Raw genomic sequence first — 20,229 nt, 5'->3', positions numbered from 1 at the left:
CAACAAAACCGCGAAACGCTCTGCAGGCCGAGCTCGCATTGAGATCACAGTCCGATTTTCGCGTCCGGTGAAGACACGAAAGTAAGCCAGTAGAACTGCGATGCCACAGAACGCGGTCGCGATCACCACCATGGTTCCAACCAACGGATAGACCTCCACCGCACCCTCAATCAGCAACTCCATCCCCACAAATCCGACGGTCGCGGGGAACCCAATCGAGGCGAGCCCTGTGAGCAAAAAGAAGCCTGCCAGCATCGGCATTTGCGGGTAGAGCCCATGGAACTCATTGAGCGAAATTCGCGAGATGCGGGCTTCGATGCAACGCAGTGTGATCCCAAACCCGGTCAAAGACATTGCAACCGACAACCACAAGCACAGCGCACCGGTCAGACCGATCGGTGTCACCAGTTCCAGACCCACCAAGATCAAAGACGACTGCGACAGCAGCAAGAAACAAAACATTCGGCGAGCGTCCGATTGCACCAATGCCATCGCACCGGCATACACGGCCGTGAACAACGACAGCACCGCGATGCTTTGGAGTGCCCACGCAGGAGCGATCGGCAGGACCAGACGCATCACCGCGTAGGCGCCGACCAACGGAGTCGTGTGCAAAATCGCTGTGCCGAAGGTCGCTTTTTCAAAGAGATCTGTCATCCACAAATGCAGCGGAAAGATACCGCTTCGCAGCAGTCCGGCTGCTGTCAGAAATGCACCCGGGATGAGAACGGCGGAAGAACTGGGGTCCACCATCGTCAACCATCCATAGCCAATGACAAGCAATCCCGCGAACAAGCCCATGTGCAGGCAATAGATTCGGGAGCAGCGCTCACGACGACGCAATTCCAAGAACGGTGGAATCGTTGATGCGACGAGCAACACGATCAATGCCCACGAGGCTCGACAACTGAACGTGGCCAACACCAACGATTCCGATACCAGGGCCAGTTCTAACGAGAACCGCGGGGCTTTTGTGCGGAGCGTCGATAGCACGATGACCATGAAAATCACGGCTGCCAGTGGCAATTGGAAAGCACTCAGTTCGTCAATGACGAAGATATCCGGCGGAAAAATCCAGCTCAGAAACGGCCAGTGATCATGGGCTTCAAAGGCGCCGACCAGGGTGAAGTCGATCAACTCTCCCATCGTCAGCAACAACGTGACGAAGCACACCGCGACCGTGTCTCGCAAAGCGCGTTCGCCATCGCCCCGCCATTGCAACCACAACGCACCAAGCAGCGGAACAAGGATCGAGCATTCAATCCAGGGGAAATGCAGTTCTGACAACGGTTGAATTCCTAAGCGGCGGTGGAGATGTCTTGTGATGACGCGTCGACCGAATCCGGCGAGGCCTCTTCGGTGCTTGGTTCCGGTTCATTCGATAACAACCGAGTGACCTTTTGTTCCCAGGCGTTGCAAGTGCGAAAGCACTTTAAAAACGGCCCAGCAACCCAGCGGTCCAAGGCGATGTCCATGAAACCGCGGTCGAAACCAAACCGATAGCACCAACGCTGAAGTGACTGTGGCAGCCAACGCACGCCGGACCATGACGGTTGCTGAAGACGCGAACCGATTTTGTTTTCTAAGTCGTTGTAATCACGAATCAGCGTCGGAGCGCGAAGCAATTGCATGGTTCGCAATGTCGCATGACCCATGATGTGAATCAGCGCTAAGTAGCGGAGTCCCAATCCAATCTCAACGACGATGATCCCTACTTGAGTCAGGGACGCGAAGGCGAGTGAGGTTTTGACGTCGTTTTGAACTCGAGACATCAACGCGCCCCCGATCGCTGAGATCGCTCCGAGTGACAGCACCATCATCTGCAATGCGAGGGACGCCTCGATCAACGGGCTGAGCCGAAGCAACAAGTAGGCACCCAGGTGCACGGACAACGCCCCATAAAAAATGGCACTCGAAGGCGTGGGACCTTCCATCGCCCGCGGCAACCAACCGCTGAACGGGAACAAAGCCGATTTCCCTGCTGCACCAATCAGCAACAGCGTGCCAACCAACAGTGCTTGGGATGACGTCACTGCCGCAGTGCCTTCGGGCCAGATCCCGGAATTCATCAACCCGCCAAAGTCACCTTCGCCAACCATGTGATGCATGGTGATCGCGGCAATCAACAAAGCCGCATCGGACAGCCGATAAATCGTCCAAACACGTTGTCCATTTCGAACCGGATTTTCGCGTTCGTGAAAGTAAGCGATCAGCAAAGCCGACGACAAACCAACCATCTCCCAGCCAACGAACAGGGTCTCAATCGTCCCCGCCAACGAAGACAGCACCATCCCACAATAGAAGATGGCGTAGAACAAAAAGAACCGAGTGAAGCCCTGTTCGCGGTGCAGGTATCGCCGAGTGAATTCACCCACGACCCCACACAAAACGCACGACAGCATCAAGAACGGAATGCTCAGACGATCGAACGTGAATTTCAGATGGAAGTGAAACGCTTGCTCAGGGATCGTGACCCAATTGCCAATCTCAATGGGGATGTTTCGAAGACCGGTCGCCAGCATCAAGATCAAAATCGCAATTGCTGGTAACAGTGACAACAACACAGACGTTTGTGTCAGCCGAACAGTGGTGGTTTCGCTGAATGGACGGTTCAGCAACAGAGACAATCCCAGCACAGCGAGCAACAACACGGGGCTGGCGACCACAATTGTCCCCAGCACTTGAAAGAAAAGATCCAGAGTGCTCATGCGAGAGCCCCCGATCGATTGGCGTTCGATTCAGATGATTTCATCGGTTGTTTGATTTTTGTTTCTGGAATGCTTGCAAAGCCCAGGTGGTCGCGTTGACCCCGGTACCACTGCATCGACGATTGGACCGTCGGGATCTCGGTGCTTGAAACCACATGCGGTTCGAAGTGTCCGTTGACATAACGCTGAATGGTGGACGTGGACGGATCGATGACTGCGACTTGGACCCAGTTGCCTTCTACCAAGCGACGAATGCCTTCGTTTTCGGCAACCAGTTTGCTGAGCTTTTCTGGTGTGGTTTCGATGACAAACAGGATTCGCATCGGCTCATGGATTTCGACCATTTGCTGCGAAAGTCCGGGACGCAAATCACTGGCGGCTCCCGTCATCACGCCAATCATCGAAGCCACGTTGTGCGGCAGTTTGGAACCGCAACCGTATCCCTCCACATCCACGGTCGAGAAATAGTATTCCAAGCTGATACCACTGCACACGGGAATGGCCGCTTGCAGAATCCGGGTGAGCACGCTGCTGTTTTCATCGTCCACCGCAGGGTCGTATTCGGTCACAAACGCGCGACGGTCCAAGAACAAACCACGCGACCATTCGCGACGGCCAACGGTAACCAGGGCGTTGGTCGCATGGTTGTATTCCGGACGAGCCTGTGACAAATCTTCCGCGCGTTCTTCGACGTGCTCGAGAGCTTCTTGTGGTGTCAGATCCAACGGCGCGGATTCGAACCTGCGGGCTCGCTCGTGCGCGTTTCTCGCTCGTGTTTCATTGACGCTGGATTCAATCCGCCGGAACAACGCGCGATGCGATCGAGGCAGCAAATCCAAATCGTAGTAGTCCACATCGTCGTTGCACGTGTTGTGGTAAGCCCCCACAAAACGCACGTCCTCTGGCAACTCGATCCCTTGTTCGGCGACCCTTCGACGGACTCGGGGGTCGTTTGCCATCACCGCAAAAGCCCGCGCGTTGGGGCCACCGCGACCGCCACTGCAAGCCCCGCAGTTGTAGGCGGATTCATGAGGGTTGTTCAGGCTGTCGCTGCCATGACCAAAGAACACAATGATCGGTGGAAAGTCTTTGACCATTCCGATGTCTTCCAGAATCCGAACGACGATCTGGGACATTTCATCCAGGCTGTAACCCATCGATTCCGGTTCGGACCCCGGTTCGGAAGCCAAGCGTTCGAGGTGCAGTTCCGTTGTAGGCGGACGCACAAAATTTCCCATCGACTCACGGATTTGTGAAGTCAAACGCGGTGCCAAAATTCGGGCCACCATGGGGACCGTTGCCACAGCACCAAACAGGCCCGTGACCCAACCACCGATCAGAGTTCGTGAGTTCTGATGGATCTGATGGGCGAACCGTCCCAACCGTCGTCGGCGAATTGCTCTTCGTTCACCATCCGCCATGGATGAGAACAAGGGTTCTTCACGCACATAATGTTTGGGGGAGATGATTCCTGGACACAGTGGTCGGAAATCGGCGTGGTCGGCTCCTTGGTAGTACATCGCAACGGCGAAGAAACCAGCCGCAGATGCGGTCCGGCATTCCGGATCGACCTCTTCCAAATGCCGCCGGAACGATTCTTCTCGATCGTCAATGCAAAAGATTGCGGCGTACGCTGGAGGCGGAGGCGTTTGGTCGGGGTCTCGCCGGCGACGAGAGTGAATCGCGATCGCATCGAGAGCTTGCTTGGCGTAGTGACGCTCGTAGGCAGCGTGCAACAAACGACGGCGATCCAATGACGGAAACGATTCGATCTCCGTGATCAAACATCGCCACTGAGCGGCGGACATGTTCAGCAATTGTTCGGGTGTCCAGCCGCCCAATTGAGCCAACTGGAAAATCGTGTGGGTCCGTGAACGTTTCGAAGGAGTCGACCGAGATCGCGCCGATTGCAACGCAAGCCCGTAGATCTCGTTCGTGGCCTGGGTGCCAAAAGGAACCTTGCCGAAATATTTCACCGCGTGCGTGAGCAAGATCAAACGAATGGCCAGGTATTCGTTCAAAGAACCTTCCGGGACCGGGTTTGGCAAGAACGGGCTGTTCGTTTCCATCTGCCAAATCATGCCCGCCCAACCTCTCAACGCGAGCAAAGATTCGGACAGAAAACGCTCGCGTTCGTCGCTTGGGATCCCTAGGTTTTCAAGGGATTGTGCGATGCTCTCGATCGCATCCCATTCCCTGTTCTGAACTTCTTGCAGAGCCGGGCTGATGTCCACCATCCAGTCCGCACGGATGGTCCACCGACCTAGAAACAAGTCCGCGAAAGATTTTGCAAAACCATTTTCGCGTTCCGGTAGCGCCCAATCAGCAAAACCCTGGTCGAGGAAACTGCCGCAGAAGCGAATCAGGACTTCATCAATCTTCACATTCAGGTCGACTCCCAGTTCACCCAGCATCAATTGGTTGAAGGAGGCAATCTGAGTTTCCGCTGGCAGCTGCACATCGGCCTGTTCCACCCCTTGCTGGCAAGCTTCCCACAAGGCGTGCAAGACGAACGATTCCCATTGTTGGTCATTCCAACGATGGATTTTCGATTCGCCTTCCGCTTGCAATCGTTTCAGCAGTGATTCGGGAAGGGGCGAAGGTTGCGCGGGTGAATCGGTTGAGTTCGGGTCGGTTTTCGCGAGCGGTTCCAACTGCCGCATCACCCAACTGCGAGTCTGAGTGATTGTTTTTTCACGATAGGGAGTCGGGACCTCGCTTCGAAACTGATCCAGCAATTCTGTTTCAGCCAACGCCCAGCTCAGGTCTGATTCAGGCATCGGCTGAAGCTCTGTTTGCAACATCGACAAACGCAATGTGTATCGAGTCCCAAACGTTGCCACCAACTTATCTGCGTCTTCCTCCAGATCAGCCATCAAGACTTCGCGAAGGTCTTCGCGGCTGATCCGGCCTCGAGCAAGTTCCTCGTGATAGCGTTCTTCGCTCAGATAAGGCTCGCATCCAAATCGGCGGCCGCCCTCCAGCACGGCTTCCTCAAACGGCATGTCGTCGAATGCGTGCAGGGTGTTGTGGTGAACGAAGACCGAGATCGGACCCTGAGCCGGCAGGTAGTGCCTGGCGTGCAGAATCGCACGGGCGACATCGTCGCTTGGGGGCTTCGTCTGCGTCGGGTTGGCGGCCAGATCGTCCGGCAATGATGTGTTGTCAGAGTCTGCGAAGGGGGAAGCCGTTTGATCGCGGTTGTCGGTGGTCACGCCGGATGCAATCGATGTGGAGGTGGGGACAGGCGAGCTTCATCTGGCCGGTTTGGCGCGGCCCGCTGAATCAGAACGCGTGAGGCAATAAAGACAAATGAAAATCCGTTTTGCCGAAGCGGCTCAAAGGGCGATGGGCCGCCGAAAGGTGGCTGACACCTTTAGGGGGCGATCTGCTTGAGTGCATGAAAACAGTAGGGGATTGCGGAAGCACGTGTTGTGCCAAGGCTGTTTGTGGACGAAAACCAAAGCAACTGGTGAGCTTGCATGGCGTAAATGCTAGGGTTTTTGGCCCTGTATTGCATGTCACAGAAGATTGGATGCCGTTGGGCAGCGTGCAGTTTTTTGCATGCTTGCACTGCAATACCTTGCACAGGCACCGCAATGAACCTGTCCCTCCAACCACCCAATCCAGATGTTTGACAATCACGATGGCCCCAGCGTCCGGCGATTTGCTGCGGTCCTGGCGTTGTTGAGCCTGACGGCGTTCGCGGTCACGGCGGTGATGATGTATCACGCCCAACACGAGCAGGAAATCTTTGCCAAGCTGACCGAGCACTTGCCAAAAAGTGATCTCGAAGCCGCCCGCGAATTATCCGGCGAACTGAGTTTGCAGGGCGGGTTGGCCGTGTTGCTGGGATTGAACGTCATCGGAACGGCAATCGCCCTCGCTTGGCTTGTCCGCGGTTACCTCAGCAGCGAACGGACGTTGGAAGATGTCAAAGTCTACTCCACGGACGTGCTGGCCAGCATGGACGCCGGGGTCATCACGACGGATCGAAATGGCCGGATGACCAGCATCAACCCCAGCGGAATGCAATTGGTCGATTGCACCGAAGAGCATCTGGGCCGGACGTTGGAATCACTCGGTAAGCGGCATGCTTTGCTCGCAGAAATTCGCGACGAGGTCGCAACATACCACCATCCGATTCGCGACCGTGACTACACCCTCGACAACCAAGGGTTCCGGCAAACACTGCGAGCGGGATGCACTTTGCTTCGAAATCGACGTGGCGAGGAAATTGGCACCGTGCTCCACGTGCGGGATGTTTCCGAAAAGGAATTGATCGAAGAACGCCTCCGCCGGATGGAACGTTACATGGGACTTGGCTCGCTCGCCGCGGGATTGCAGCATGAGATCAAGAACCCGCTGAGTGCCCTGTCGCTGCACATTCAATTGTTGTGTGAGCGGCTAGAGGTCACCACCAAGGATGCGGAAGTCGATGAGTTGTTGGATGTTTTGCACACCGAAGTTCATCGCATCAACGACGTTTTGGATGGGTTCCGGAACTACGCGTCGACCAATCAAATCGGCCGTACTTCAGTGGATGTGGCGATATTGGTCGAACGATTGGTGCGGTTGCTGCGTCCACAAGCCGAGCAACAATCGGTGCAGTTGGACGTTCAACTTCCGGTTGAAATGGTGGGTTTGATCCAGGGTGACTCGGTCGGTTTGGAACAGGTCCTTTTGAACTTGGCACTCAATGGGATGGCTGCGATGACCGATGGAGGAAAGCTCACCTTCCGGCTCAGTCGCCAAGATGATTTCGTTCGGATTGACGTCCGTGATGAAGGCAACGGGATTCCCGAGGAAATCAGGTCACGTATCTTTGATCCGTACTTCACAACCCGCAGCAATGGTACTGGAATGGGGTTGGCTTTGTGTGACAAGATCGTCCGTCAACACGATGGAAGCATTGATTTTCGGGTGATCGAGAGCGACGCATCCGACGCTGACCATTCAGTCCAAGGAACCGAGTTCACGGTCCTTCTTCCCATGAGTCAACCAGCATGAACCGCAGCGAATTTTCCGTATTGATCGTCGATGACGAACCCAACATTCGATCGGGTTTGGAAAAAGGATTGGTCAATGAAGCGGACCGGATCGAAACCGCAGTGGACGCCGAAACTGGTTTGGCAAAGTTCGAAGCGGGCCATTTCCAATTGGTGATCGCGGATGTTCGATTGGGTGGAGGCATGGATGGAATCGAACTGCTCGGTCGAATGCGGCACCTCGATCCGGAAGTGTCGGTGATCGTGATCACTGCGCACGGAACGGTCGAAACCGCGGTGGATGCCATGCGAGCCGGCGCTTTCGATTTCATTTCCAAACCATTGGATTTGAACTTGGTCCGGCAGCAGGTCCGCAAAGCGCGTGAGCACCGAGAGCTGCGTCAGGAAAATCAATCACTGCGAACTCGATTGGCCGACGCGGGAGAACTGTCCAATATCATTGGTCAGTGCGCGGCAATGCAGGATGTCTTTCACCAAATTCGGCAAGTCGCCGCGACGGAAGCCACCGTGATGATCCAAGGGGAAAGCGGCTCGGGAAAAGAACTTGTCGCTCGAGCACTGCATGATCTGAGCGACCGCAGTGGTGGCCCATTCGTGGCTGTCAACTTGGGCGCGATGCCCGAAACGCTGCTCGAAAGTGAGTTGTTTGGTCACGAGAAGGGGTCCTTCAGCGGCGCCTCGCGACAAAAACCAGGGTGCTTTGAACAGGCGGCCGGCGGAACGCTATTCTTGGATGAAGTCACCGAGATGTCCGCGAAAAGCCAAGTCGATTTGCTGCGGGTGTTGGAATCACGTCGGTTCACTCGGGTCGGTGGGGAAACCCTGTTGGAAACGGATGTCCGAGTGGTGTCTGCGACCAACAAATCGGTACCGGAACTGATCCAAGACGGCACCTTTCGCGAAGACCTTTATTATCGGTTGAACGTGATTCCGATCGAAGTGCCTTCGCTTCGCCAACGCCGCGATGACATCCCGTTGCTCATCGAGCATTTCTTGCAACATTTTTGCTCCCGACACGGTCGGCCGATGAAGCAAATTGCTCCCGATGCGATGCGGGTCCTGGTGGGTGCCCAGTGGCCAGGGAACGTTCGTCAGCTTCGCAATTTGGTCGAGCGGTTGGTGGTCACGCACACGGGGGACGTGATCGATTCTCATGAATTGCCGGCGGACCTGCAGCCTGCGATTCCCGGCAGCGGGACCAACGTGCTGCCCGCTTCCCTGAGCGAAGCGGTGGAAGCTTGTGAACGAGAGATGATTTCAGCGGTGTTGGCGGAATGCGATTTCCATCGCGAAAACACTGCCAAACGGCTTGGGGTGAGCGTTCGGACGCTGCACTACAAAATGGGACGCTACGGTTTGCACTAGGCCTGCAAATCTTTGCATGGTTCACGCAAACGCTTGCACTTTCCTGCAGTGGGAGTGTCAGTGACGCGGCAGATCACGTGTTTTTACAGAAAATCTGTCTCGGTTTGGGGCCGTGATTTGCGACCAAAACAGATGACCGGATGCGGTCTGGGCTGGGTCTGAAACCGACTTGGTACGGTGCGTGCTCTTGGGTGGGCAGTCCGCTACGGCGGCAATGGATTTCACTCATTTTGCGATGCCGATTCCAATATGAACGCACCCACGGAACCCAACGTCACCAACACCGACGAGCCGCCACGCGGCGATCTCAGTGGCTTCAAGCGTTATTTCAAAGACGACCTGATTGCCGGTGGTTTGGTGTTCCTGATCGCCCTGCCGCTGTGTTTGGGGATCTCACTGGCATCCGGTTTTCCAGCCATCGCCGGTGTGTTCACTGCCATTGTGGGGTCGGTGCTGACAACGTTCCTGAGCAACAGCGAACTGACCATCAAAGGCCCTGCCGCCGGGATGATTGTGATCGTGCTCGGTGCCGTGAATAGCTTTGGCTACACAGCCGGCGTGGATCCGGTGGCGGACATGCAAGCTTACAAAATGGCGCTCGCAGTTGGCGTCGTGGCCGGTGTGGTCCAGATCGCCTTTGGGTTGTTGCGAGCTGGAATCCTCGGCGATTTCTTTCCCACCGCGGCCGTGCACGGCATGTTGGCGGCGATCGGCGTCATCATCATGGTCAAGCAATTGCCCATCGTTGTTGGGCAGTCCGCGACCGGGGAACCGCTCGAGATTCTGCTTGAGTTGCCGCACTTGTTGATGAACGCGAATCCTGAAATTGCGTTGATCGGTGGTGTTTCTTTGTTGATCTTGTTTGGGTTGGCGTTTTGGAAGAGCCGCACGAGCGGTGGTTGGATTGACAAAGTTCCAGGGCCGTTGGTGGTCTTGTTGGTCGCCATTCCGATGGGAATGGCAATGAACTTAGCCAGTGATCACACCTACACCTTGATGGGCAATGAATACACGGTGGGTGAAAACGATTTGGTAACGGTGCCCTTCAATTTGTTTGGTGCAATCACGTTTCCTGACTTTGGCGTGTTTCTCAATAGCGAAACGCTGCCCGCTGCATTGGGTTGGGTGTTGATGTTCGCGTTGATCGGTTCGCTGGAATCGTTGCTCAGTGCCAAAGCGGTCGACATGTTGGACCCGTACAAACGAAAGACCAACTTGGATCGAGACTTGTGGGCAGTCGGTGTCGGCAACGCACTCGTTTCGATGATTGGAGGTTTGCCGATGATCTCAGAGATCGTTCGTAGCAAAGCCAACATCGACAATGAAGCGAAGACGCGTTTCGCGAATATGTGGCATGGTGTTTTTCTACTTGGGTTTGTCGCCTTGTTGCCGGGATTGATTCACAACATTCCTCGGGCCGCGTTGGCAGCGATGCTGGTTTTCACCGGGTTTCGTTTGGCCTCGCCCAGTGAATTCCGAAGCGTGTACCGCGTTGGGCGTGAGCAATTGATCATCTTCGCGACGACCATGATCGCTGTATTGGCCACCGACTTGTTGATTGGCATCGCGATCGGGATCGCGACCAAATTCGCGATTCACATGTTCAATGGTGTCCCCCTTCGGTCGCTGTTTGTGCCGGCACTGGAATTCGATGAATCGTCGGAAACTGAAGTCAATGTTCATGCCACTGAGTCAGCGGTATTCAGCAACTGGATCGGGTTCCGCCGCCGAGTGGTGGAAAGAAGTTTGAAGCAAGGCAAGAACTGCACGGTCGATTTCAGCGATGTTCACTTGATCGATCACAGCGTGATGGAAAAATTGCATGAACTCGAGGGTGAATTTGCTCGGGAAGGGATTGAATTGAATCTCGTGGGGATGGATCATCATCAACCGTTCTCACGACATCCGATGGCCGCTCGAAAGCGGTCGCTCGTGAATCATTGATTCGACCCTATTGCCCCCACCGACGTCATGACGCGTCTCTTCGCGGGAACCCCGTTTGATATCCCGCCGACCTGCGATTTATGCGGTCAACAGGAATCCGAGTGTCAATGCACGCCGGCGCAGAGGGCGGAAGCCGAGGCTGAGAAGCAGCGGGAAGCGGATCGGCTGCCACCGGAAAAGCAAACGGCTCGCGTTCGATTGGATCGCCGCAAAGGTGGTCGCACGGTGACCTTGGTCGAAGGTTTGACGTCGCGTGCCAACGATCTGCCTGATCTACTTGGAAAGCTGCAATCTGTGTGCGGCGCAGGCGGGACCGTGAAGAAGGCCGATGATCTGATCGAGTTGCAAGGCGACCACGTCGACCGGGTCCGGCAAAAGCTTGGTGAGATCGGTTACCGACTTCGGAAGTGAACGTTGCAGAGCACTTGCTCGATCGCCTTCATCCGCTCGCGACTTGCGGCGGTCAGTTTTGGTTTGGATTGAAGGTACGTTTGTTCGGCGGTCAGACGTTGTCGCAGGTCCTCGTCTCTTCGCAGTAGAAACCAAGGTCCAAAGATCAAACCCAGCGATTCATTCAGGTGGATTGTTTCGAGGCGTTGATAGATTGGATCGGGAATCGCGGTGGATCGTTGCAGCCGCAGGACCTCAAAGCGACGCGAGCCCGATGTGCTCTGTTCGTCGATCAACCAGTAGCCATGATTGAGTGCCCATCGCCGGACCAGATCGATCGCTTTGTTGGGTTGCAAGATCATCTCGTCCGGCAATCGTTCGGGATGTTGGCTGAGAATCTGAACAATGGATTGCCCGCCCATTCCGCAGATGCTGAGCGATTCGACTTCTTTTTCGTGGAGGACCTCCAGGCCGTCGCCCAATCGGACTTCCGCGTTCAAAGCTGACAAGGTAGCCGTTGAATTTCGGTAGGGTTGCAGTTTGTTTTCAACCGCGATGCCACGCCGGATTCTGCCGGATGCCAGCAAAGCGGCGAGCAAGTGTCCATGGTCGGAACCGATGTCAGCGTGGATGGACCTCTCAATTTGAGCCGCCACCAATTTCAGGCGGTCATCCAGTCGAGGCATGAGAGATCAAGAATTTGGAGGACGCGTCGCGGCGCGAGTGTTCAGAAATTCGCGAAGTTCTCGCGCCAGTTGCCCGGCGGATTGCGGTCGCTCTTCGGGATCGTCGGACAGGCATCGCGACAGAATGGCTTCGAGTTTCGGGTTGAATTTTGGATTGATTTCCGTCGCGGGTCGTGGATCCGTGTTTGCGATGGCATCAATGGTTTCTTCACGGCTGAGCGACAGGGCATCGTGTGGATGCTCGCGCAGAAGAAACAGATAGAGGATCGTCGCGACGGAGTAAAGGTCCGACCGGTGATCCACGCTTTCGGCGTCTCCACGAGCTTGTTCGGGTGACATGTAGAGCGGTGTTCCGAGGACCGCCCCATCGTGCGTGCTGCTGTTGGAAGCGGGAAGCTTCGTTCGAAACATGGATTTGCTCAATCCAAAGTCGACCAGCTTGGGGTGTCCGTCCGGCCCGACCATGATGTTAGACGGCTTGACGTCGCGGTGAATCACGCCGTGGTCGTGAGCGTGTTGCAACGCGTCACAAACCGATGCAATCATCTCAATGATTCGGGTGGCTCGCGGTGATTCTGAGGCGATGTGATTCGCTAACGATTCGCCTTCGATCAGTTCCATCACATAGTAGGCCAAGTCACGTTCCAGGTGGCTGGCGTAGATGGTGGCGATCCCAGGATGATTCATTTTACGCATCACCTGAATTTCGCGGGCGAACCGTTCAAAGACGAGGTCGGTGGCCAAGTCCGCACGAATGATCTTGATTGCGGCAGGTCTACCAGAAGCTCGATGCACACCTTTCCAAACGGTGGCGAAGGCGCCTCGTCCGATCAGGTTTTCGACATCAAAGCCATCGATTTGCGGCTTCGTCCATTTCATTGGCGGCACGGCTTTGATGATTCGGCGCGCGGCTGCCAAGCGACTTTTTAACAGCGGTGCCACGATTGGTTTGGTCAGGTAGTCATCGGCTCCCGCGTCCAACCCTTGGATCATGTCTTCGTCGCGGTCGCGGCTGCTCAGCAGAATGATGTAGGTGAAAGGGTGCTCAGGATCCTGCTTGATTCGGCGACAAATTTCGACCCCTTCCATGCCAGGCATCAACCAATCCAGCAATGCCAATCGCGGTGGGTCTTCCGACCGCAAGAGTTGGTACGCTTCGTTGCCATCGGAAGCCAGTTCGATCTGGTAGCCCCAGTTTTCGACGGCTGCCGAAATCAGGTTGCGCCAAACTGGGTTGTCGTCCGCGATCAACAATTTCATGGTGTTTCGTTTCCGGGTTGGCCGTTTCCGGAAGAAGAACGCAAAAGTGTCTGCAGTTCAGTTTGAGCCGATTCGAAAGCACTGACGAGTGCTTTTCTCTGGTTGTCTAGATCATGTGCCCCTTCCTTTACAGACGTCTCTGCGAGAGAAAAGGTTTCCATGCTGTCAGCGATTTCTCGCGCTCGGGTGGCTCCGATGGCCGCCGCCGTGCCTTTCAACGTGTGTGCGGCCCGAGCAACCTGGTCCGAATCGCCTGCATCGATGGCCTGATTCAGACGCTCAATTTGGGACGGCAATTCGTTGGAGACCGTCTGAGACAACATCTCAAGAAGTCGGAGATCACCACCGACATTCTGAAAAATGATCTCGCGATCCAGAGACGCGGATCGATTGGGCGCAGCACGCGTTGTCGAAAGCAAGTCGTCGTGATCCTTTTCACGATGGAATGCGGGTGATTCGATCGTCTCAAACAGCAATTCTGGCGGGTAGGGTTTGGTCAAGCATTCATTCATTCCTGCATCCAAGCAACGTTGGCGGTCTTCTCGCATGGCGTGGGCGGTCAACGCAATGATGGGAACGTCGCAGGCTGGCGCGGGCAAGTCGTTGCGAATGATTCGAGTCGCCGTCAAACCATCGATCTCCGGCATCTGCACGTCCATCAGTACCAGGTCGAACGGATACGATCGCAGTTGTTCAATCGCCGTTTTGGCATTGGAAACCGATGTGACTTGGTGCCCGCGTGATTGCAACATGGTTTCGGCGACGGTTCGGTTGATGGCTCCGTCCTCGACCAACAACAATTTCAACGGGCGTTCACAACGTCCAAAGGAATCGGTTGGTTGATCGGGAGACAGGGACCGTTCGGTCACATGCTGCGTCGAGCCGTCCGGGGTTCGCAACGGGATGTCAAAACGAAAGTTGCTGCCTTTTTCCGGTTCGCTGCTGACTTGAAGATGCCCACCCATCAGCTCCACCAATTGCGAGCTGATCGATAACCCCAGCCCGGTTCCACCGAAACGCCGTGTCGTGGAAGCGTCTCCTTGGGTGAATGCGTCGAAGATGTTGGCGCGTTGTTGTGCTGTCATCCCGATGCCCGTGTCGGTGATGTTGAAGACAATTCGCGACCCTTGGGTATCGGAAGTGTCCAAGGTGGTAGCATCTTGGGACTCGTTTTCGATGGTCACGGTGACGCAGCCCTGATCGGTGAACTTCAAGGCATTGCCAACCAAATTGATCAGGACTTGGCGGAGACGGGTGGGATCGCCAATGATGATTTCTGGCACGCCAACGGGAGGTTGGAACCTGAGTTCGACGTTCTCGCCTTTCAGGTTGACCACCGCATGCATGGTTTGGCTGAGAAGATCCTTCAGTTCGAACGGCACCGATTCCAGCGTCATTTGACCGGAATCAACTTTTGAAAAATCAAGGATGTCATTGAGCACGGTCAGCAAGCCTTTCGCTGATGTTTGAATCATGTGCATGTAATGTCGCTGCTTGTCATCGAGCGAACTGCGGGTCATCAGTTCCGTGGTGCCAAGGATTCCGAGCATGGGAGTCCGGATTTCATGGCTCATGTTGGCCAAAAACTGGATTGTCGTGGTGGCCGCTTGTCGCGCTTGAGAGGCAGCTTGGGTCGCCAAATCGCGTTGGACTTGGAGCAACGCGTGATTGCGTTGTTGGGCTGCAATGCCGGCTTTAAGCATCCCGATGCTGGTGACTGCGCCGAGGAACAATGCGATGAGAGCAGCGGTCATTCCCATCACGATGAGACGCGTGACGATGATCGAGTGGATGTAATGCGTGGACGGGAAGTCGACTCCCACCAAGGCTTCGACATTGCCCTCAGAATCAAACATCGGGGCGTAAGCGGAAACCCAGGTGCCCCAACGGTCTTGGCTGGGTTGGTCGGCGAAGGTTGTTTTTCCGCGGAAGGCTTGTTCGATTTGCTCCACGCTGCTGTCGTAGAAGATTTCGCCTATTTCAGTTCGCTCTTCCCGGACTCCTTCGATTTTTCCGTCGCCGCTGTAGTCGGTCTCGGAGTCGATGATGATATTGAAGGGCAGACGAGTTCGATTGCCCTGTTGTTGTGGCGGATGCAGGTCCCGTTCCGATTCGCTGAGGTGACGCATCGTGTAGATATCGGTGATCTGCGGATTGACTGACAGCCACCGTTTCTGAGCGTCAATCATACGCAGGTAAACAGGATCGTTCGGCGAGGTCGCTTCGCTGATTTTCGCGTGCCCGAGCTGTTGCAATTCGGCGGCGTAAGTAGGGGCGATGCCAAAGACTTGTTGACGGAGTCGAGATCGTTGAATGCGGTCGCCGGTTTCGACGGCCAGGAACCCACCGATCAGCAAGAAAGAGAGAATGCAGAATGACAATCTCGCCCGCAGACCCGAGCCCACGGGGGCGGGATCGGCCGCATCAGAATGCATGGATGAGGCGGGAGGCATGGCGCGGCGAATGCGCGAAAGAACGTAAGCGTGGCCCGCCAAGAACACGATGGTGAACAGAGCGTAGTCGATTTTGTATTCGTACCACGCTTGCCACATCAGTCAGCTACCTCGGGCGGGGTCGAGCGTGTGCAGGACCAACATGCCGACTCCTGCAAAGAGTGCGACGGTGTAGATCAGCACGGCAACGGACCAAAAGACACGTTGCCAGGATGAGAAGTTTGGATGACGCCATAATAGCGGGATTCCAAAGGCTCCGGTCACAAAGAACAGGACCGCCAGGGTCGCGACCGGGCGATTGGACCACTGCGTCGCATCATCGGCGCATGTGCCGTTCCAATACCGCGGAGCAACCGTGCCGGGTTGAATCACGACGGATCGATAGAAAGTGCTTGGGGCATGGTTGGGGCCCCGCTCTGTCCGCTCATCCTCTTCCTGGGAAGATGGCAGATCCCGATTCGCGTCGGCAGTATTCATCCAGGCGATCTCGCTAAGGAAGCTGTTCGACGGCGGAACCGGCGGAGGTTTCTGACAATCGGTTTTGTGCGGTGGATACAAGCGGCTCGACCGCCGCATTGGATCCGTACAACTCTTCAATGCTGTACCAAATCTTTCGGGCGGCGATGGTTCGTCCTTCGAGGAACAATCGGTCGGCTTCTTTCAAACGATTCGTGATGATCCGGGCGGCTTCGGTTTGGTCGGTGTCGGCCTGCGAGATGCGAGCGATTCGGCTGCGGGCCAAGTTGACCAAAGGCTTGTATTGTTCGTCATCACCGAGCACCGTGATCATCGATTGATATTTGTCGACGGCGGTCGCGTTGTCGCCAAAGGTTTCGTATCGCATGGCTTCGGCCACCAGCCGCTCCGCTTCATTCTGTAGCGGCAGGTTGCGGTTCATTTTGACGGTCAATGCATGCTCGGCTTCGATCATGCGGACGCGATCAATTTGCTCCGAAGCCCATTCAGCATGTTCTCCATCGGGGAACTGGGCCAACATCGGTTCGAGGTAACTGATGCGAGCCTGCGACATCGATGACCGAGTGTCTTCGGCCAATAGCTGTTCTGCCTCGCTTCGCATTTTGGCTTCGTTCAGCGGCCAAGCGACCCAAACCAACATCCCCACCAGCAAAGCCAGAATGGGAATCAGAACCAACGCTTGGTCATGCCAAGGAGTCGCATCGGGAATGGCATCGATGTCAGCGGTGACTTCATTCCGCCCTAGCAACTTGCGGGCTTCCTTGCGATCCGCATCGTCGGTCACCGACAACGGGCTGAACCCACTGGAGGCATGTTCGGCGACACCACTGCGAGACATCGCGCGTTTGCGAACTTCGGCCAACTGCAATTTGACCGCGGCGGCGGACACTGGGCGTTGACCAGGATCCTTGTTAAGCAACTGCATCACCAGACGATCCATCCACACGGGGCATTCCATCACGGTGGACGCCACGGAGGTGGGGGATTGATAATTCAGGTTGCTGGTGACTTCTTGGACGGTGGACCCCGTGATCGGCGGAGTACCCGTGAGCGCTTCGTAAAGCAACGCACCAAACAAATAAAGATCGGTACGGGGCGTGACCGGATCGTTTTGCGTGGGGGCTTCGGGAGCCGACCGCATCAATTGATCGATCGAAGGCGGGCGTGAGACGTGGTACGGGCCGCTGCGGAACGGTGGCGTTCCATCAACTTCGCGAACGTCGATCAGCACAGGGCTCAAGCCAGCGATGATGACTTTGTCGGGCGTGATTCTCCCGTGCACAATGTCGCGATCGTGCAGATACATCAACGCATCGATCAGCGGTTCTGCCAACTCCAAAACCGATTCCCAAGGCAATCGACCGCGACGTTGAATCTCTTCCGCCAGAGTCGGGCCTTCGACCAATTCATGGGCCAGGTAGGCTTCTGACTCTTCGAAACCGCCGCCGTAGCATTTCACGATCGCGGGATGATCGAGTTGTTTCAGGTGATCCCATTCTTCTGCAAAGGCTTGTCGCGATTCCAAGGTTCCGCCAAACGGCATTTGGAACACGCGAACGGCCACCGCCTTTCGCATCTTGATGTGCACGGCACGCCACACACGCGCATCCCTCGCCGATGGGTTGGGACCCAGCGGGGATTCAATGGCGAGCGGACCGAGACGACTGCGAGGCATGAAAGAATGAAAGAAAACGGAGTGAGAAAAGCACCTTCTCTATCATACCCACGAGGCAGAAGATTGGGTCGGGAAGTCGATCAGGCGCCCACGTTTAGCCCGCCAAAGCGGCGTTGTCGGCCGGCAAATTCATCCAAAGCTGCCTGGAAGTCGTCTCGCTCAAATTCCGGCCAGCATTTTGGCGTGAAGTACAACTCAGCGTAACTGATTTGCCACAGCAAATAATTGCTGATTCGAATGTCCCCGCCGGTGCGGATCATCAAATCGACGTCGGGCAGTCCCGCTGTGTCCAGCGATTCGTCCACCAGTGACTCTGTGATCTCGTCGAGCGATCGTTCGCCGCTTTGGACCCGCTGAGCGAGGCTGCGAGCCATGCGTGTGAGCTCGTCGCGACCACCGTAATCAACCGCCAGCACCAGTTCGGTTCCGGTATTGTTCTCGCTCACCGCCTGCGTCTTCGCGATTTCTTTGAGGACTTCTTCACTGAGACGATCGCGTCGCCCAATGAATCGCAAACGCATGTTCTGATCGCGGATGGTTCGTCGTTCCTCGACCAAATATTGCTGAAGCAGATGCATCAAGAAGTCGAGTTCCGCCTGCGGACGCTTCCAGTTTTCGCTCGACAGACAATACAGCGTCAACGCGTCGAGCTTGAGCTCGCTGGCCATTTCGGTGACCGTTCGCACCGTCGTCACGCCCCGCCGGTGCCCTTCGATGCGAGGCAAATCGCGCGCTTGCGCCCAACGGCCATTGCCGTCCATGATGATCGCGACGTGACGTGGAAGATTCATGTTGTGAAGTGGAACAGAAGTCATGCGAGTTTCGACAGGGCCGCCTGGATGCACGGTTTCCAATCACCGAGTTCGGTCTGGCGAACGATTTCAACACTGGGGTACCAACCGGTCTCTTCCCCCGTTCGGAGCCAACGCCAATCGGGAACTTTTCCCAGCAGCAATATCGTGCGGACACCAAGCGATCCCGCCAAGTGGGCAATGGCGGTGTCGGTGGTGACCAAGACGTCCAAGTTGCAGAGCACGGCGGCGGTGTCCACGAATTGTCCGCCGGATTGGTCGATGTTGTCTGGCAGACGGTGAATCGAATTCCCCAGTTCGCTTTGGTTGAGTTGTTCCGATCCGTGACCAAATTGCAGGCTGATGGTTCTCAGGCCGGGGGTTTCAATCAACGGCCGGAAGGTTTCCAAGGGAACGCTGCGATAAACATCGGCGTGATGTTCCGGGTTGCCCTGCCAATTGAGTCCAATCAGTTTCTCGCCGGGTTGTTTCAACGGCTGAAGGTAGTTTTCCCAGTAGTGAATTGTTGCATTGGGAACGCTCAGGTAGCCCGAGTATCTCCCGGATTCTGTTTCTTGAAACAAATCGGCGCCGTCATACAGCTTGCCATCGCGTTGATACAAACCGTCCAGCACTTCGAGGAATGATCCTTGGAAATCAAACGTCGCCCCTGCTGGCAGGCTCATCGAAGCCGATTGAGCGTCAATGTCTGGGATCAAACGATCGATTCCCAATCCCGATGTTCCGACGGCGGACGAAAACAACGGGATCAACTTCGGCGGGCAAACCACCATGACGCGAGCGCCATCTTGCGCAAGCGCCGCAGCAACGCGGAGAAAATGAATTGCATCGCCGAGTCCCTGTTCGGGATAGATCAGGACGGTTTTTCCGTTCAGCGGTTGGCCGGACCAAACCGGCACATGTCCGCCAGCGGTCTGCAGGTGACCCGAGATGGCGGGGCGTCCGACACCGGGCATTCGCCAACGCCATCGGTATTCATTCCAGCCACGGTCGTAGTCACCCAGCAACAGCGAGATCACACCCAAGTTGCGATGCAGTTCGGCGTTGTCGGGCTGGATGGCCAATCCTTCTTCGTACCACTTCAGGCCGCGTTCGATTTCACCGTTCCAGATCCAAAGTGTGCCGCGGTTCTTGATCGCGGAAAGATACCCCGGTTGCAACTGAAGTGCTTTGGCAAAGCTTTCTTCAGCTTGGTCGACTTCACCGAGCATTCGGAAGGCGTTGCCGAGGTTGTTCCATGCGATCGGGAAATTGGAACGCAGGCCGATCGCTTTTTGGTACGAGTCCACTGCACCGGTGAAATCTCGTTTGTCGAACTGCGCAATGCCCAGGTAGACCCAGGCATCGGCAGATTGGGGTACCTGACGCAAAACGCCGCGATACATTTGCATCGCGGCGTCCACGTTACCTGATTGGTGAACTTGCCAGCTTTGCTGCAAGATCTCGGCCA

General features: G+C 55.8%; 14 protein-coding genes. 4 read left to right on the top strand and 10 right to left on the bottom strand.

What is annotated here, in order from left to right:
• The 3 genes from ACF8AM_RS23050 to ACF8AM_RS23040 all read right to left on the bottom strand — a co-directional run.
• Positions 1-1,287: proton-conducting transporter membrane subunit (locus ACF8AM_RS23050; protein WP_392557906.1), on the bottom strand; the 1,287-nt coding region annotated here is incomplete at its 3' end.
• Between the two features lie 11 nt (positions 1,288-1,298).
• Positions 1,299-2,708 (bottom strand): proton-conducting transporter membrane subunit, encoded by a 1,410-nt coding sequence (locus ACF8AM_RS23045; protein ID WP_392557905.1) that lies wholly within the window; start codon positions 2,706-2,708, stop codon positions 1,299-1,301.
• A complete protein-coding gene (locus ACF8AM_RS23040; protein WP_392557907.1) occupies positions 2,705-5,935 on the bottom strand; it encodes a DUF2309 domain-containing protein in 3,231 nt (1,076 codons plus the stop codon). Before ACF8AM_RS23040 ends, ACF8AM_RS23045 begins: the two co-directional genes overlap by 4 nt.
• A gap of 403 nt (positions 5,936-6,338) precedes the next feature.
• Between ACF8AM_RS23040 and ACF8AM_RS23035 the strand changes: the two genes are divergently transcribed.
• From ACF8AM_RS23035 to ACF8AM_RS23020, 4 genes are all read left to right on the top strand, one after another.
• On the top strand, positions 6,339-7,718 hold the full coding sequence (locus tag ACF8AM_RS23035) for a nitrogen regulation protein NR(II) (RefSeq protein WP_392557904.1): 1,380 nt from the start codon (positions 6,339-6,341) through the stop codon (positions 7,716-7,718).
• Positions 7,715-9,082 carry a sigma-54-dependent transcriptional regulator gene (locus ACF8AM_RS23030; protein ID WP_392557903.1) on the top strand — a complete coding sequence of 456 codons (1,368 nt, stop codon included), beginning with the start codon at positions 7,715-7,717 and terminating at the stop codon, positions 9,080-9,082. The genes ACF8AM_RS23035 and ACF8AM_RS23030 overlap by 4 nt, the downstream gene beginning before the upstream one ends.
• A gap of 249 nt (positions 9,083-9,331) precedes the next feature.
• Positions 9,332-11,026, top strand: coding sequence for a SulP family inorganic anion transporter (locus ACF8AM_RS23025; protein WP_392557902.1), 1,695 nt, complete (start codon positions 9,332-9,334; stop codon positions 11,024-11,026).
• A gap of 27 nt (positions 11,027-11,053) precedes the next feature.
• Positions 11,054-11,437 (top strand): translation initiation factor, encoded by a 384-nt coding sequence (locus ACF8AM_RS23020; protein WP_392557901.1) that lies wholly within the window; start codon positions 11,054-11,056, stop codon positions 11,435-11,437.
• On the opposite strand, the gene ACF8AM_RS23015 is transcribed toward ACF8AM_RS23020, so the two are convergent.
• The 7 genes from ACF8AM_RS23015 to ACF8AM_RS22985 form a co-directional block, all read right to left on the bottom strand.
• The gene (locus ACF8AM_RS23015) at positions 11,419-12,102 is read right to left on the bottom strand and encodes a class I SAM-dependent methyltransferase (RefSeq protein ID WP_392557900.1); all 684 of its coding nucleotides are present in this window, start codon (positions 12,100-12,102) and stop codon (positions 11,419-11,421) included. The two genes, ACF8AM_RS23020 and ACF8AM_RS23015, sit on opposite strands and share 19 nt — an antisense overlap.
• A gap of 6 nt (positions 12,103-12,108) precedes the next feature.
• Complete coding sequence (locus tag ACF8AM_RS23010) at positions 12,109-13,362, bottom strand: protein kinase (RefSeq protein WP_392557899.1); 1,254 nt, start codon at positions 13,360-13,362, stop codon at positions 12,109-12,111.
• Complete coding sequence (locus tag ACF8AM_RS23005; RefSeq protein WP_392557898.1) at positions 13,359-15,914, bottom strand: ATP-binding protein; 2,556 nt, start codon at positions 15,912-15,914, stop codon at positions 13,359-13,361. The genes ACF8AM_RS23010 and ACF8AM_RS23005 overlap by 4 nt, the downstream gene beginning before the upstream one ends.
• Positions 15,915-15,917: 3 nt before the next feature.
• On the bottom strand, positions 15,918-16,292 hold the full coding sequence (locus ACF8AM_RS23000) for a hypothetical protein (RefSeq protein WP_392557897.1): 375 nt from the start codon (positions 16,290-16,292) through the stop codon (positions 15,918-15,920).
• Between the two features lie 13 nt (positions 16,293-16,305).
• Positions 16,306-17,967: a serine/threonine protein kinase gene (locus ACF8AM_RS22995; protein WP_392557896.1), complete on the bottom strand. Its 1,662-nt coding sequence runs from the start codon at positions 17,965-17,967 to the stop codon at positions 16,306-16,308.
• A gap of 80 nt (positions 17,968-18,047) precedes the next feature.
• Positions 18,048-18,782, bottom strand: a complete 735-nt coding sequence (gene uppS, locus ACF8AM_RS22990; RefSeq protein WP_392557895.1) for a polyprenyl diphosphate synthase — start codon at positions 18,780-18,782, stop codon at positions 18,048-18,050.
• Positions 18,779-20,229 (bottom strand): tetratricopeptide repeat protein (locus tag ACF8AM_RS22985; RefSeq protein WP_392557894.1); only part of this gene is annotated, 1,451 nt, incomplete at its 5' end. The genes uppS and ACF8AM_RS22985, both read right to left, overlap by 4 nt.

It is taken from the genome of Rhodopirellula sp. JB055, assembly GCF_043100905.1.
In the GTDB taxonomy this organism is placed as follows: domain Bacteria; phylum Planctomycetota; class Planctomycetia; order Pirellulales; family Pirellulaceae; genus Rhodopirellula.
The sequence above is the reverse complement of the archived record's forward strand: the minus strand, read 5'-3'. Positions and strand labels throughout refer to the sequence as shown.